Here is a 14,700-nt window from a genome sequence, read left to right on the forward strand (position 1 = left end):
CCCTCCCGCTTGCGGGAGGGGATGGGGGAGGGGGGCCGCAGGCGATGGTCTCGGTGAGACTCCGTGCCCTCCCCCGACCCCTCCCGTTTACGGGAGGGGAGTAAGAGGAAGGATGCCCTCCGGCCTGCGGGAGTGGAGAAAGAAGGGGAGCTTACATCAACTCCACCGCCATCGCGGTGGCTTCGCCGCCGCCGATGCAGAGCGACGCGACGCCGCGCTTGGCGCCCTTCGTCTCCAGCGCCGACAACAGGGTCGCCAGCACCCGTGCGCCGCTGGCACCGATCGGATGCCCCAGCGCGCAGGCGCCGCCATGGACGTTCAGCCGGTCGTGCGACAGGTCCATGTCCCGCATCGCGATCATCGCCACCGCCGCGAACGCCTCGTTGACTTCGTAGAGATCGGCGTCGCCGGTTGCCCAGCCTGCGCGCTCCAGGGCCTTGCGCATCGCAAAGACCGGGGCGGTGGTGAAGCGGGCGGGGGCATGGGCGTGGCCCGCCTGCGCCACGACCCGTGCGATCGGCGTCAGGCCCAGCTTTTCGGCGACACTCAAGCGCGTCATCACCAGCGCCGCCGCACCGTCCGAAATGGACGAGGCGTTCGCCGCCGTGATCGTGCCGTCCTTGGAGAAGGCGGGCTTCAGCGTCGGAATCTTGGCGGGATCGCCCTTGGCGGGCTGTTCGTCGAGGGTGGTCCGTTCCTCGCCCTTGCGGGTCTTGACCGTGACCGCCACGATCTCGCGGTCGAACGCGCCCGCGCCCTGCGCCGCCTTAGCGCGTTCCAGCGAGGCGATGGCGAAATCGTCCTGCGCGCCCCGCGTGAACTGATATTCCTGCGCGGCTTCCTCGGCGAAATGGCCCATCAGGCGGCCGCGCTCATAGGCGTCCTCCAGCCCGTCGAGAAACATGTGATCGTAGAGCGTGTCGTGCCCGATCCGCGCGCCGCCGCGATGCTTGTGGCTGAGATAGGGGGCGTTGGTCATGCTCTCCATGCCGCCCGCGACGATCAGATCGGCCGATCCCGCCGCCAGTGCTTCTGCCGCCATGATCGCGGCCTGCATGCCCGACCCGCACATCTTGTTGACCGTCGTCGCCTCGACATGTTCGCCAAGGCCCGCAAAGATCGCCGCCTGGCGCGCGGGCGCCTGGCCCAGCCCGGCGGGGAGGACGCAGCCCATATGGATACGCTCGACAAGCGCGGCGTCCACGCCCGCGCGCTCGACCGCACCCTTGACGGCGGCGGCACCCAGCTGGGTTGCGGACAGGCCCGACAGGCTGCCCTGGAACGAGCCCATGGGGGTGCGGGCATAGGACAGGATGACGATGGGATCCGTCATGGCATACTCTCCGATTGGGTCTGTTTTGATGTCGTTGTTTGGCGCGCGCCTTACGCCTTTTGCTCAGGCCACGCAAAGGGGTTAGGGGGCCATGGAAGCCCCCCCTCTTCGGGGGAGGGTTTGGGGCGGGGCGTCGCCACGCGCGTTGCGTTCGTGGAAGCGCCCCACCCCCGGCCCCTCCCCTGAAGGGGAGGGGAGACGATAAGGGATCGGCATGACGTTCGGGGCGGCATCGGCGGCTTGGGCCGCGATCTATGGCGTGGCGGGGGCGATTATCGGGTCGTTCGTCGCGGCGCTGGTGCTGCGCTGGATGGACGAGCGGTCGGTGCTGACGGGGCGGTCGGCCTGTGACCATTGCGGCAAGACGTTGCGGGCGTGGGAGCTGGTGCCGGTTGTCAGCTTCGTCGCGCTGCGCGGACGGTGCGCGCGGTGCCGCCAGCCGATCGATCCGGTGCACTGGCGGATCGAGGCAATCGCCGCACTGATCGGCGTATCGGCGGGCTGGGTCGCGGGGCCGGATGGCTGGACGGGGGCGCTGTTCGGCTGGACGCTGCTGGCGCTCGGGGCGCTGGACGCGTTGGCCTTCTGGCTGCCCGACCGGTTGACCGTGTGGCTGGCGGGGGCGGGTCTGCTGACCGGGGTGCTCGGCCATGCGCCGTTGCTGAGTGAGCGGGTCATCGGCGGAGTGGTCGGCTTCGGCGCGCTCTGGACGATTGCCGAGGGTTATCGCCGCTGGCGTGGGCGCGAGGGGATGGGGGGCGGCGACCCCAAGCTGCTGGGCGCGATCGGACTGTGGCTGGGCTGGCGGATGCTGCCGGGCGTGTTGCTGGCGGCGTGCGTCATCGGGCTGGGCTTTGTCGTCATGCGGCATCTGCTGGGGCAGCGGGCGAGCGGGCAGGACATGGTGCCGCTGGGATCGCTGCTGGCGCTGGCGGCTTACCCGGCCTGGGTGTTGATGATAGGAATGGCCGCATGATGCTTCTGTCGATCCTCGCTTTGGCACAGGCGACCCCGACCGTGCCCGCGCCCCCGGTTCTGGGTGCACTGCCCAAACAGGCTCTGCCCCAGCGCGGCTGCGCGGCCTATCTCTGGGCGGTGCAGGACCAGCGTTTCGTTGCCATGGTCGAGCCGGGTCGGCTGCGCATCATGCTGGACGGCAAGCCGACCGACCTGACCGCGGCCGAGGCCGGGGGCGGCGCGACTCTGGGGCTGGCGAGCACGACCCGTTATGCCGGGGCGGGTGTCACCGCGACGCTCGACATGACGATCACCCAGCGCGAGACCTTGCAGGATGGGGCGATCGTCTCCGATGCCAGTATTCGCCTAACGCGCGGGAATCAGGATGAAATCATCGTGCCCGTCGGCGGTCTGGTCGGATGTGCACCTGCCGAGCGCTGATCACCCGAGGGAACTTCACGGCTTCTGTCGGCGTTATGGCGCGGTGGGGGATCATTCCGAATTGCGGAAGAGCCCTGTCGGAAAGGGGCTTTTGACGGCGTGGCGGAACGGATCGGCAGACACACCTGGCTTGCGTTCGCGCTGATCGCTCCCACCCTTTTCTCCTCCCCGGTATCGGCACAGCTGTCCAAACCCGGCACCGCCCCCGCGCAAGGACCGAGCCTGCCGCAGGACCAGCGCGAGGGTAGCACCGACCCGCAGGGCAATGCCCCGATCGTCCCCGATGCGCAGTTCAACGCCGCACTGCCGCCGCTGAGCGGCGATATCAACGCACCGCTGGAGCCCATGTCGGCCATGGCGAAGGACCAGCCCCCGGCACTGACCAGTCCGCAGGCCATTCCTTCCCCGCAGACCGCGCCGCCGCTGCCGAGCGCGCAGACCAACCAGCCGCTGTCGACCGGCGAGACGATCGGCGCCATCGCGCCCGAAGACCCGCAACTCGCCCAGCCGCTGACCCCGTTGAGCAGCTTCGACACGACACCGCTCGACGCCATGGCCGATGCCAAGGGGCAGCGCGCGCCCGATATCCGTTATGACATGGAGGTGCGCGGGCTCGCCGAGCTGAAGCTGGACGACGAGTTCAAGGGGCTGTCGGCACTGCGCGAGGGCAAGGGCAAGGCGGCGAACGCGACCCAGGTCTCGGCGCGGGCGCGCGAGGACGAGCAGCTGGCGATCCGGCTGATGAAGTCGCTGGGCTATTACGACGCCACCGCTATCTCGACGCTCCAGCGCGAAGGGGCGGAGGGCGGTGAGGCCGGGCGCCTGAAGGTCGTGCTGACCGCGACGCCGGGGCGGCTCTATCGCCTGTCGTCGATCACGGTGAACGCGCAACCGACCGTGCCGACCGACCTGATCCGCTCCAACCTGCCGCTGAAGGTCGGCGATGCGATCGAGGCGGCGCGGATCGAGGGGGCGGAGGCCAATGTCAGTCTAGTCCTGCCCCAGCGCGGCTATCCCTTCGTCAAGGTGGGACAGCGCGACATCCTGCTGGAGGATCAGGGGCCGGAGCCGGTCGGCGCCTATACGCTGCCGGTCGATACCGGGCCGCGCTCGTCTTTCGGCAAGCTGACGACGGTGGGCGATACCGTCTTCGACCTGAATCACCTGAACGTCTTCCCGCGCTTCGACGCGGGGCAGCTGTACGATTCGCGGCTGACCGACGACCTGCGCAACGCGCTGGTCGCCACCGGCCTGTTCAACGGCGTCGCGGTCGAGCCGAAGCGGACCGGCCGCATGAATCCCGACGGTACCGAGCAGATCGACCTTCAGGTCACGCAGACCAAGGGGCCGAGCCGTACCCTGTCGGGGGAGGGCGGCTATTCGACCGGCCAGGGCGTGCGGTTGCAGGGCAGCTTCACCAACCGCAACGCCTTCCCGCCCGAGGGTGCGATCATCGCCTCGGTCATCGCCGGTACGCAGGAACAGGGCTTGAGCGGCACCTTCCGTCGTTCCAATGCCGGGCGGCGTGACCGGACCTTCCAGGTCATCGCCTCGGCCAGCCATCAGAATTACGATGCGTTCGACGCGTTTATCGGCACGGTCGCCTTCCGTTGGAGCTATGACTCGACGCCGATCTGGCAGAAGAAATTCACCTATGCCTATGGCGGCGAGCTGACCGGCACTAACGAAAGCGTCTACGACTTCGCGCTCGGCGACCGGCGGCGCGCGACCTTCGGTATCGCGGCGATCCCCGGACAGGTGGTGTTCGACCAGTCCAACGACCTGCTCAATCCGACGCGCGGCTATCGCCTGAAACTGAACCTCAGCCCCGAAACCTCGGTGCGCGGGGCGGTGCGGCCCTATGCGCGGACCATGATCGAAGGGACCTTCTATTATCCCTTCAACGACAGCCTCGTCCTTGCGGGCCGGGCGCGGGCGGGCGCTATCTTCGGGATCGACCGCGATGACCTCGCCCCCTCGCGCCGCTATTATGGCGGCGGCGGCGGGTCGGTGCGCGGTTACGGCTTCCAGCGGCTGGGGCCGCTCGATCCGCAGGGCAATCCGGTCGGCGGACGCAGCCTGAACGAGTTCGCGCTGGAGGCGCGCTATCGCTTCGGCAATTTCGGCATCGTGCCCTTCATCGATGCGGGCAACAGTTATGAAAGCACGCTGCCGACCGGCAAGGACCTGCGCTTCGGCGCGGGCATCGGCGGGCGCTTCTACACCAATTTCGGGCCGCTGCGCGTCGACGTGGCGACGCCGCTGAACCCGCGACCGGGTGACGGCAAGGTCGCCCTGTACATCTCGATCGGGCAGGCCTTCTGATGGCGGACGAACAGACCATGGCCGCCGAACCCGTCAACGAGACGGTCATCGTCCGTCGCCCCGTATGGCAGCGCGTGCTCAAATGGATCGGCATCGCGATCCTGGGGCTGATCCTGCTGGTCGGGGCGATCCTTCTGGGCATCAACACCGATCCGGGCCGCCGCTTCGTCGCGGACCAGCTGGGCGGCTATACCACCGCCTCGGGCCTGAACATCAAGGTCGGGCGGATCGAGGGTTCGCTCTATGGCCGGATGAACTTGGTCGACCTGCGGGTCAGCGACCCCAAGGGCGTGTTCCTGTCGAGCCCGCGCCTCGCGGTCGACTGGCGGCCCTTCGCCTATACCAAGAACCATGTCGATGTCCGCTCGCTGACCGCCGACCTCGTAACGCTGGCGAGGCGGCCCGAGCTGAAGCCGACGCCCAGCGATCCCAACGCGCCGCTGCTCCCCGATCTCGACATCGACGTGAACCGTCTGGCCATCAAGCGCTTCGTGATCGGTGCGCCGGTGACGGGGCAGCGTCACATCCTGGCGATCGACGGCAAGGTGCATATCGCCGACCGCCGTGCGCAGGTGACGGCGAGCGCGGATGCGCTGCGCGGGCCCGGTATCGCGGGCGGCGACCGGCTCCGCCTGGTCCTCGATGCGGTGCCCGATGCCGACCGGCTGGCGGTGGACGTCAAGCTGACCGCGCCGACCGGCGGCGTCGTCGCCTCGATGGCGGGGCTGAAGGCGCCGATGACCGTGACCGTCGACGGACGCGGCGGGTGGAAAGCCTGGCAGGGGCGTGCCATCGCCACGCTGGGCGGCGGCGAGCTCGCCAATCTGAACGCCACGGCGCGCGATGGTCATATCGAGGTTCGGGGCGTGACCCGCCCCGGCCTGTACCTTGAACGCCCGGTCGAGCGGCTGACCGCGCCTGCGCTCCAGGTCGCGATCGACACCACGCTGAACGAGCGGCGGGCGGACACGCGGATGAAGCTGCGTTCCTCGGCGCTGCTGGTCGATGCGGGCGGGCTGATCGATCTGGCCAAGAGCCAGTTCGGCAATTTCGCGGTCGATGCCAAGCTGCTGACGCCCGGCGCCATCGCTCCCAATCTGACGGGCCGCGACGTGCTGGCGCGCGTGGTGCTGAACGGGGCGTTCGCGACGCCCACGGTCGACTATAAGCTGCGCGCCGCCGCGCTCGGGTTCGGCGAAACCTCGGTCCAGAATCTCTATGCCGAGGGTCTGGCGAAGGTGAATGCCGATCGCATCCTGGTGCCGGTCAAGGCGCGGGCGAAGCGGATCGCGGGGCTGAACGCCGCCGTCGGCGGGTTGACCACCAATGTCGCGATCCAGGGCGATTTTGCGATCGCCATGCCCAATATCCTGTCGGACAATCTGCGCATCCGGTCGGACAATATCGATGCGACCGCCGTGGTCGTCGCGAATCTCAATACCGGCCGCTACACCGGTGCGCTGAAGGGCCGGGTCAACAATTACCGGGTCGAGAGCATCGGCATCATCAACCTGACGACCGACGCCAATCTGGTGGCGACGCCGGGCGGCTTCGGGATGAAGGGTCGGGTGGTCGCCCGCACCTCGCAGATCTTCAATGAGGGCGCGCGCAACTTCCTGGGCGGCAATGCGATCGTTCGCGCCGATGTCGAGTATAGCCCGCAAGGCATCGTGACCTTCAGCGGCCTGCGGCTGGCCGCGCCGCAATTCCGCGTGACGCGGGGCAGCGGGCGCTACAATCCCGCCAACGGCGCGCTGGCGGTCGAGGCGGATGCCTATTCCAACCAATACGGCCCGATCACCGCACGGGTGACGGGGTCGCAGACCAATCCGGTGATCGTGCTGCGCGCGGCCAGGCCAGGCGTCGGGGTCGGCCTCGCCAATCTCCAGGCGCGGGTCGTGGGGCAGAACGGCGCCTATGCCGTTAATGCCAGCGGTGACACCAATTACGGTCCCTTCACCGCCAATGTGCTGGTCAGCACCGGGCGGCAGCTGGCGGTCGACATTCGCAGCCTGGTCTTTGCCGGGATCAACACGACCGGGCGGCTGGTGCAGACGGCGGCGGGGCCATTTGCGGGGACGCTGCAATTTGCCGGGCAGGGGATCAACGGCCGCGCCCAGCTGTCCGATCAGGGCGGCAACCAGCGGGCCGATATCGCTGCGCGGGCCTATAATGCCCGCGTGCCCGGCATGGTCGATTTCACCATCGGTCGCGCCATCGTCAACGCCAGCGTGGTTATGCTGCCGGGCGCGCCGCAGATCGTCGCCGACGCGCAACTGGCCGACACCCGCTATGGCGAGGTGGTGATCCAGTCGGCGCGTGCGAAGGTCAATTATACCGGCGGACGCGGCACCGCGCAGGCGGTGCTGACCGGATCATCGAGCATTCCGTTCAATATCGCGCTCAATGCGCAACTTGCGCCGAACAATTATCTGGTCGCGGCCAAGGGGCAGGCGAACGGCATCAATTTCCGCACCGCCAACCCCGCGCGCATCCAGAATGTGAAGGGCGAGTGGCAGGTGACGCCGACCCGGATCGACTTCGGGCGCGGGTCGGTGCTGGTCGCGGGGTCCTATGGCAATGGCCTGAAGGCGCAGGCGCGGCTGGACAAGCTGCAACTGTCGATCCTCGACGCCTTCGTCCCCAATCTCGGCATTTCGGGCGAGGCGAGCGGCGCGCTCGACTTCGCGCAGGCGCGCGACGCCAGCTTCCCCGCCGCCGAGGCGCGGCTGACCATCGCAAATTTCCGGCGCACCGGCCTCGCCGCTGTGTCGGAGTCGGTGGACATCGTATTCGCAGGCCGTCTGGTTCCCGATGGCGGCGAGGCGCGCGCGCTGATCCGGCGTGGGCAGATGGTGGTCGGCCGTATGGTCGCGAACTTGCGTCCGCTGCCGCCGGGCAATGGCGGCTGGGTCAACCGGCTGATGCAGGCGCCCCTGTCGGGTGGCATCCGCTACAACGGTCCCTCGGCGGTGCTGTTCTCCTTCGCGGCGCTTCCCAACCAGCAGTTGAGCGGCCCGATCGCGGTCGCCGCCGATTTCGGCGGACGCGTGTCGTCGCCGCAGCTCAACGGCCTGATCCGCGCCGACAACCTGACCTATGACAATGAGGCATACGGCACCCGCCTCACCAACATGCAGCTGGCGGGCCGCTTCAACAACGACCGGCTGGAGATTACCCGGTTGCAGGCCAAGGCGGGCGAGGGGACGATCCAGGCGCAGGGCTCGATCGGCCTTGCGGCGGACAGCGGCTATCCCGTCGACATCCGCGCGCAGCTCAACAATGCACGGCTGGCCGACAGCGATGCGCTGGCCGCGACGACCAGCGGCACGATCCGCCTGACTCACAACCGCGACGGCGGCCTGATCCGGGGCGACCTGACCGTGCCCAATGCGCGCTATCAGATCATCCGCCAGGGTCAGGCCGAGGTGCCCGAGCTGACCGGCGTGCGCCGTCGCAGCGAGATTCGGACCCCGCGTCCGACCGACCGACCCGCGCCCGCCGCCCCCCCGGGGCTGTTCCGCCTCGACCTGCGGGTGCGGGCGGACAACCAGCTGTTCGTCTCCGGCATGGGGCTGGAGTCCGAATGGGAGATGGACCTGCGCATCGGCGGCACCAGTGCGGCGCCGACGATCAATGGCGGGCTCGACCTGGTACGCGGCACCTACAGCTTTGCCGGCAAGCGGTTCGAGGTGAATCGCGGCACGATCCGCTTCCGTGGCGGCGCGCTGACCGATCCGGACATCAACATCCAGGCGACGACGACGACCGACGGCATCACCGCGGTCATCAACGTCACGGGCACCGGCCAGCGTCCGCAGATCAGCTTCACCTCGACGCCGACCCTGCCGCAGGACGAAGTGCTCAGCCGGTTGCTGTTCGGGACCAACCCCGAGAACCTGTCCGCGACCGAGGCGATCCAGCTGGCCGCCGCGCTCAACTCGCTGCGCGGGTCGGGCGGCGGCGGGCTGAACCCGCTGGGCAAGCTGCGCTCGGCGACCGGGTTCGACCGGCTGCGCGTGCTGGGTGCCGACGAGGCGACCGGCCGGGGCACCAGCCTGGCGGCGGGCAAGTACATCACCGACAATATCTATGTGGAGATCGTCACCGATGCGCGCGGCTTCACCGCCACCCAGTTGCAGATCGCGCTGACCCGCACGCTCAGCCTGCTGACCCAGACCGGCTCGTTCGGCGGATCGGCGGCGAGCCTACGCTATTCGCGCGATTTCTGAGGTAGACAATTCCTCCCCTGCAAGGGGAGGTGGCGCGCATCGCGCGTCGGAGGGGTGTCCTGCTATTGAGAGTATGACACCCCTCCGTCAGGGCTTCGCCCTGCCACCTCCCCTTGCAGGGGAGGAAGGTGACGTCCCCATCAGGGTTTCATCAAAATGAAACATCCGGCAGGATGTCAGCATGACCCCGGACCAGCTCTCCGCCCAAGCCACCGCCATCCTGGCCGACCTGATCGCGATCGACACCACGTCGCGCGAATCGAACCTGGCGCTGATCGACTATGTCGAGCGGCATCTGGGCGGAATCGGCGTCACCGGGCGGCGGGTGTTCAACGCCGATGGCAGCAAGGCCAATCTCTACGCCACGGTCGGCCCGATGGAGCCTGGCGGGGTCGTCCTGTCGGGACATAGCGACGTGGTGCCGGTCGACGGCCAGCCCTGGACCAGCGATCCCTGGCGGCTGACCCGGCGCGGCGACCGGCTGTTGGGGCGGGGGACCTGCGACATGAAGGGGTTTCTGGCACTGTCGCTGGCCCTGGCGCCGCATGTCGCGCGGGGCGGCATGACGCGGCCGCTGCATCTGGCCATTTCCTATGACGAGGAAGTGGGATGCCTGGGCGCGCCGTCGATGATCGCCGAGATCGCGCGCGAGCTGCCGTCACCCGCCGCCGTGGTGGTGGGCGAGCCGACCGAGATGGTGGTGGTCAGCGGGCATAAGGGGATCGCGACCTGGAACGTCAAGATCACGGGGCATGAGGCGCATTCCAGCCTGATCCATCTCGGCGCCTCGGCCAATATGGTGGCGGTGCGGTTGATGCAGCAATTGGCGGACCTTGCCGACCGGCTGGCGGGGGAGGGCGATCCACATGGGCCCTTCTGCCCGCATCACGCCACACTGACCATCGGCCAGATGAACGGCGGTACGGCGGTCAATATCCTGGCGCGCGAGTGCCGCTTCGCCTTCGACCTGCGCACCCTGCCGGGGCAGGAGCCCGAGGCGATCCTGGCGCCCTTCTTCGCGGCGTGCGAGGCAGCAGATGCGGAACTGCGCGCCCGCTTTCCCGAAGCCGGGGTCCGGGTCGAACGACGGTCACGCACCCCCTCCTTCGCGCCCGAGGCGGATGGTCTTGCGGAGCAACTGGCGCGGCGCTGGGCGGGCGATAACGGCCCGGCGCGGGCGGTGCCCTATGCGGCGGAGGCCGGGCAGTTTCAGGGGGCGGGTTTCTCGACCGTGATCTGCGGTCCGGGCTCGATCGCGCAAGCGCATCAACCGGACGAATATATCGAGGTGCAACAGATGGAACGCGGTGCCGCGTTCATGCTGCGGCTGGCGGATGATCTGATCCGTTAACGGACGCGATCATTACTTGGGTTAGTCAAAAATCATGAGGCGATCGACGGCGTTAACTCCGCCGCGATCGCCCCATGACTTAACTTGGATTACCAAGGGCGCATCGTCTCGCCGTGAATCAGCGCCAGAATGAACTTCAGCATGGGTTTTCTCCCTCGAAAGCACCCTTTTGAGTGCCGTGATATAGTTAATTCGGCATTAACCATTACGCAATGGGTAAGCGACGAACGGACAAATAGTTGGTTTGGCGGGGCTAACGGGGTTAACGCCTTGTTTAACCCCCGACCCTAGTGTCGCGGGCGTGAAGAACGGCCCTCCGTCCGCCGCGCCTGACGCGTCTCCGTCCACCACGGTGCCCGCCGCCGCCCATGGCGATTCCCAGTGGCAATCGCTGGTGCTGATCGGCATCGGCAACTTCACCCTGCTGCGCCGCCAATTGGGCCGCACGCTGAGCGCCACGCTGGTCGAGGCGGTTGCCGAGCGGGTTGCCCAATATATCCCCGACGCGATCGCCCGACCGACGGCCCCCGCCCAGGTCGAGGTCATGGTCCGCGCCGAGACTCGCAAGTCGCTGGATTCGCATCTGGTGACGCTTTCCGAGGTACTGGGGCATCCCTTCGCGCTGCCGGAGGGCGAATGTCGCATCGAACCCGTGCTGGGCGCCGCCGTCGCCGCCGTGCCGCATGACGACGATATCCGCCTGCTCGAAGAGGCGGAGCAGGCCTTGGCGGATGCGCAGGTCGAGGGGCGATTGGTCGTGCGTGAAATGGCGGTCCCCACCGGACGGCTCGACCGCATCGCGCTGGCGCATGAACTGACCGGCGCCATCGCCAGGGACGCGCTGTTCGTTGAATATCAGCCCAAGGTGCATGTCCGCCAACAGCGGGTCGCAAGCGTCGAGGCGCTGCTGCGCTGGCGGCACCCCAGCTATGGCCTGATCAGCCCGGTCGAGTTCATCCCGGTCGCCGAGGAATCGCGGATCATCGGCCCGCTGACCCTGTGGATCCTGCGTCACGTCATCGCCGACCAGCGTCGTCTGGCGGCGGCGGGCCACCCGCTTCGCATCTTCATCAATATCTCGGGCATGTTGCTGGGCGACCCGCATTTCGTGCGCGAGGCCTGTGCGCTCGTCCTCGACAGCGGCGCATGCATCGGGTTCGAGATCACCGAGACCTCGGTCATTCGCGATCCCGACAGCGCGATGGCCAATCTCCAGGCCTTTGTCGACATGGGCATCGCGGTGGCCATCGACGATTACGGCGCGGGGCTTTCCTCGCTTTCGTATCTCAAGCAGCTTCCGGCGTGCGAGCTGAAGATCGACAAGCTGTTCATCACGCAACTGACCAGCAGCAACCGTGACCCGCTGATCGTGCGTTCGACGATCGATCTGGCTCATGCGCTGGAGATGGAAGTGGTCGCCGAGGGGGTGGAGACGCCCGCGACGCTGGCGCTGCTCAGCGTCATGGGGTGCGACATGATCCAGGGTTACCTGATCAGTCGCCCGATCGGGTTGGAGGCGTTGATCCACTTCCTGGACGAACAGGCGCATCAGGCCGTGACGGAACTGGCCCGGCCGACGCCGTTGGCCCGGTTGGTGACCCGTGCGCGCGCTTAGGATCGCGCTGGTCATTGCCGGATTGCTGGTGGCGGCGGCGGAGGTCCGTGGCCAGAGCAACGCCACCGCCTTTCAGCCCGCCTTCGACCGGGCGGTCGATACGGCCAAGGCCGAGATGCTGCGCGATCCGGCGCGCGCCATGCAGGAGGCCGAACGGGCACGCCTGCTGGCCCGTGGCATCGGCGATCCGGGGCAGCGATCGCTGGCACTCGCCACGGCCGACTGGCTGCGTGGCGAGGGGGCCAGCCGCCTCGGGCAGCATGAGGCGGCAAAGGCCGCCATTGCCGGTGCGTTGCGCACGGCCCGGCAAAGGGCACCGCAATCCGATCTCTACGGCAATCTCCTGCTGTCCGCCGGGGGGCTGGACACCGATGGCGGCCGGATCGCCGACGCGCTGAGCACCTATCAGGCCGCCTATCGCATCTTCCAGCATCTGAACGACATGCGCGGACAGGCGCGGGCGCTGGTCCAGATCGCCAATCTCTATCTCGACGCAAAGGATTATGTCTCGGCGTTGCGCTATCTGGAGCAGGCGCGTGCCATCTATCGCGGCGACGACGCGCTGCGCATGGTCATCCTGAACAACCGTTCGGTCACGCTGAGCGAATTGGGACGGATCGACGATGCCCTGGACCAGCTTCGCGAAGCGGCGAGCCTGGCCCGCAAGATGGACAGCCCGACATTGCTCGCACAGGTTTGGCGCAACATGGCGCGCTCGGAATTGCGGCGGGGCCATGTCGCGGCGGGGGAGGGGGCGATCGCCCGTGCCCGGCGCGCCGACCCGTCCGACCAACGCGCCCTGGATGCGATTGCCGCTCAGGCCGCGTTTCAGCGGGGGCGGGCGGCCGATGCGGCGCGGCTGATCGATCGCAGCTTTGAAAGCGTCGATCTTACGGAAACCCCGGTGGCGCAGCGCGATGCGCATCAAAGTGCCTATCGCATCTATCTGGCGGTCGGGCGGACCGCCGATGCACTGCGCCATTTGCAGGCGCTGAAGCGGATCGACGACGAATCGACACGGCTCGCGACCTCGACCAACCTCGCCCTGATGGGCGCGCGCTTCGACTTCGCCAATCAGGAACTGCGCATCGCGCGGATGAAGGCGGCGGACCTCCAACGGAACATCGCGTTCGAGCGGGCGCAGTTGCGGACCGAGCGGTTCATCCTGATCGGCTCGGTCGCGGGCATCATCGTGGTCTTGGCGCTGCTCGGCATCTGGCTGGTGACGCTGGGCCGCAGCCGCAACCGCATCCGCGCCGCGCATGGCGAACTGGCCGTGACCAACGACCAGCTGGAAAAGGCGCTGGCAGTCAAGACCGAGTTCCTGGCGACGACCAGCCACGAGATTCGCACCCCCTTGAACGGCATATTGGGCATGACGCAGGTGATGCTGGCCGATGCCGCGCTGGCCAGCGAACAGCGTGAGCGGGTGGAGGTGATGCACGGCGCCGGTCTGACCATGCGCGCGCTGGTCGACGATCTGCTCGACGTCGCCAAGATCGAGCGCGGCAAGCTGACGCTGGAGCACACGCCCTTCGACCTGGCGATCACGATCCGTGACGCCTCCCGCCTGTTCGAGGGGCAGGCGGCGGCCAAGGCGATCGGCTTCGCGGTCGATCTGGACGATTGCCCCGCCACGGTGATGGGCGATCCGGCGCGTATCCGGCAGATCGTGTTCAACCTTTTGTCCAATGCCTTGAAATTCACCAGCACCGGGCAGGTCCGACTGGTCGCGCGTCGGGACGCGGACGGGGTGTCGGTCAGCGTCATCGACTCGGGCATCGGCATCCCGCCGCACAAGCTGGAGGAGATATTCGAGGCATTCCGTCAGGCCGATGCCAGCACCACCCGCCAGTTCGGCGGCACCGGACTGGGGCTGGCGATCTGTCGGCGGCTGGCGCGCGCCATGGGCGGCGACGTGACGGTGGAGAGCGAGCAGGGCCGGGGATCACGCTTCCTGCTGACCGTGCCGCTGACCGAGGTCGAGCCTGCGGCCCGGCCGGAGCGTCCGCTGGTGCTGATCCTCGACCGCAATCCGATCCGCCGCGCCATGTGGACGCAATTGTGTGCGCCGCACGCGCAGGTCGCCTTTGCCGCAACCGCCGGGGAGGCCGCGTGTCGGCTGAGTGACGGCGGCGTCACGCAGATACTGATCGACGACAGCGCGATCCGCGATGAGGGCGTCATCGCCGCCCTGGCCCGGATCGTGACCGCCAGCGACCGCCCGATGCCCGTCCGCCTGTTGTGGCCGGAAACGGAACCGATGGAGGGGAACGAGTTCCTTGGTGAGGGATTGATCGAAATCATCGTCAAGCCGATCACGGGGGCCGAGCTGATGCGGAAGATGTTCAACACCTCACCGCAAACCGCCGCCCAACCCCTTGTAACGCAAGCGGCATGATCGTTAGGGCGCCATAATGACCGCGATGACATATGCGATCCGGCG

At 67.8% G+C, this 14,700-nt stretch carries 8 protein-coding genes; 7 read left to right on the forward strand and 1 reads right to left on the reverse strand.

Features of this window, described 5'->3' with window-relative positions:
• Positions 1 to 151: 151 nt before the first annotated feature.
• Positions 152 to 1,333, reverse strand: a complete 1,182-nt coding sequence (locus tag ACWKSV_RS16770) for an acetyl-CoA C-acyltransferase (RefSeq protein ID WP_076715055.1) — start codon at positions 1,331 to 1,333, stop codon at positions 152 to 154.
• 214 nt (positions 1,334 to 1,547) lie between these two features.
• Here ACWKSV_RS16770 and ACWKSV_RS16775 point away from each other — a divergent pair, with 214 nt between their 5' ends.
• The 7 genes from ACWKSV_RS16775 (at position 1,548) to ACWKSV_RS16805 (ending at position 14,655) form a co-directional block, all read left to right on the forward strand.
• The gene (locus tag ACWKSV_RS16775) at positions 1,548 to 2,309 is read left to right on the forward strand and encodes a prepilin peptidase (protein ID WP_076715057.1); all 762 of its coding nucleotides are present in this window, start codon (positions 1,548 to 1,550) and stop codon (positions 2,307 to 2,309) included.
• Positions 2,306 to 2,731 carry a hypothetical protein gene (locus tag ACWKSV_RS16780; protein WP_076715058.1) on the forward strand — a complete coding sequence of 142 codons (426 nt, stop codon included), beginning with the start codon at positions 2,306 to 2,308 and terminating at the stop codon, positions 2,729 to 2,731. The genes ACWKSV_RS16775 and ACWKSV_RS16780 overlap by 4 nt, the downstream gene beginning before the upstream one ends.
• Positions 2,732 to 2,830: 99 nt before the next feature.
• On the forward strand, positions 2,831 to 5,056 hold the full coding sequence (locus tag ACWKSV_RS16785) for an autotransporter assembly complex protein TamA (protein ID WP_237243530.1): 2,226 nt from the start codon (positions 2,831 to 2,833) through the stop codon (positions 5,054 to 5,056).
• Positions 5,056 to 9,288 (forward strand): translocation/assembly module TamB domain-containing protein, encoded by a 4,233-nt coding sequence (locus ACWKSV_RS16790; protein ID WP_076715060.1) that lies wholly within the window; start codon positions 5,056 to 5,058, stop codon positions 9,286 to 9,288. The genes ACWKSV_RS16785 and ACWKSV_RS16790 overlap by 1 nt, the downstream gene beginning before the upstream one ends.
• Before the next feature lie 181 nt (positions 9,289 to 9,469).
• On the forward strand, positions 9,470 to 10,639 hold the full coding sequence (gene argE / locus ACWKSV_RS16795; RefSeq protein WP_076715061.1) for an acetylornithine deacetylase: 1,170 nt from the start codon (positions 9,470 to 9,472) through the stop codon (positions 10,637 to 10,639).
• Between the two features lie 301 nt (positions 10,640 to 10,940).
• Complete coding sequence (locus ACWKSV_RS16800) at positions 10,941 to 12,254, forward strand: EAL domain-containing protein (RefSeq protein WP_237243531.1); 1,314 nt, start codon at positions 10,941 to 10,943, stop codon at positions 12,252 to 12,254.
• Complete coding sequence (locus tag ACWKSV_RS16805; protein WP_083706548.1) at positions 12,241 to 14,655, forward strand: ATP-binding protein; 2,415 nt, start codon at positions 12,241 to 12,243, stop codon at positions 14,653 to 14,655. Before ACWKSV_RS16800 ends, ACWKSV_RS16805 begins: the two co-directional genes overlap by 14 nt.
• The last annotated feature ends 45 nt before the right edge of the window (positions 14,656 to 14,700 follow it).

Source organism: Sphingomonas sp. SphC10, assembly GCF_057004845.1.

Bases quoted from the DNA above. Each gene is read 5' to 3' on its own strand.
- ACWKSV_RS16790 (WP_076715060.1), top strand. From the start codon at position 5,056: ATGGCGGACGAACAGACCATGGCCGCCGAACCCGTCAACGAGACGGTC.
- ACWKSV_RS16775 (WP_076715057.1), top strand. From the start codon at position 1,548: ATGACGTTCGGGGCGGCATCGGCGGCTTGGGCCGCGATCTATGGCGTG.
- ACWKSV_RS16780 (WP_076715058.1), top strand. From the start codon at position 2,306: ATGATGCTTCTGTCGATCCTCGCTTTGGCACAGGCGACCCCGACCGTG.
- argE (WP_076715061.1), top strand. From the start codon at position 9,470: ATGACCCCGGACCAGCTCTCCGCCCAAGCCACCGCCATCCTGGCCGAC.
- ACWKSV_RS16770 (WP_076715055.1), bottom strand. From the start codon at position 1,333: ATGACGGATCCCATCGTCATCCTGTCCTATGCCCGCACCCCCATGGGC.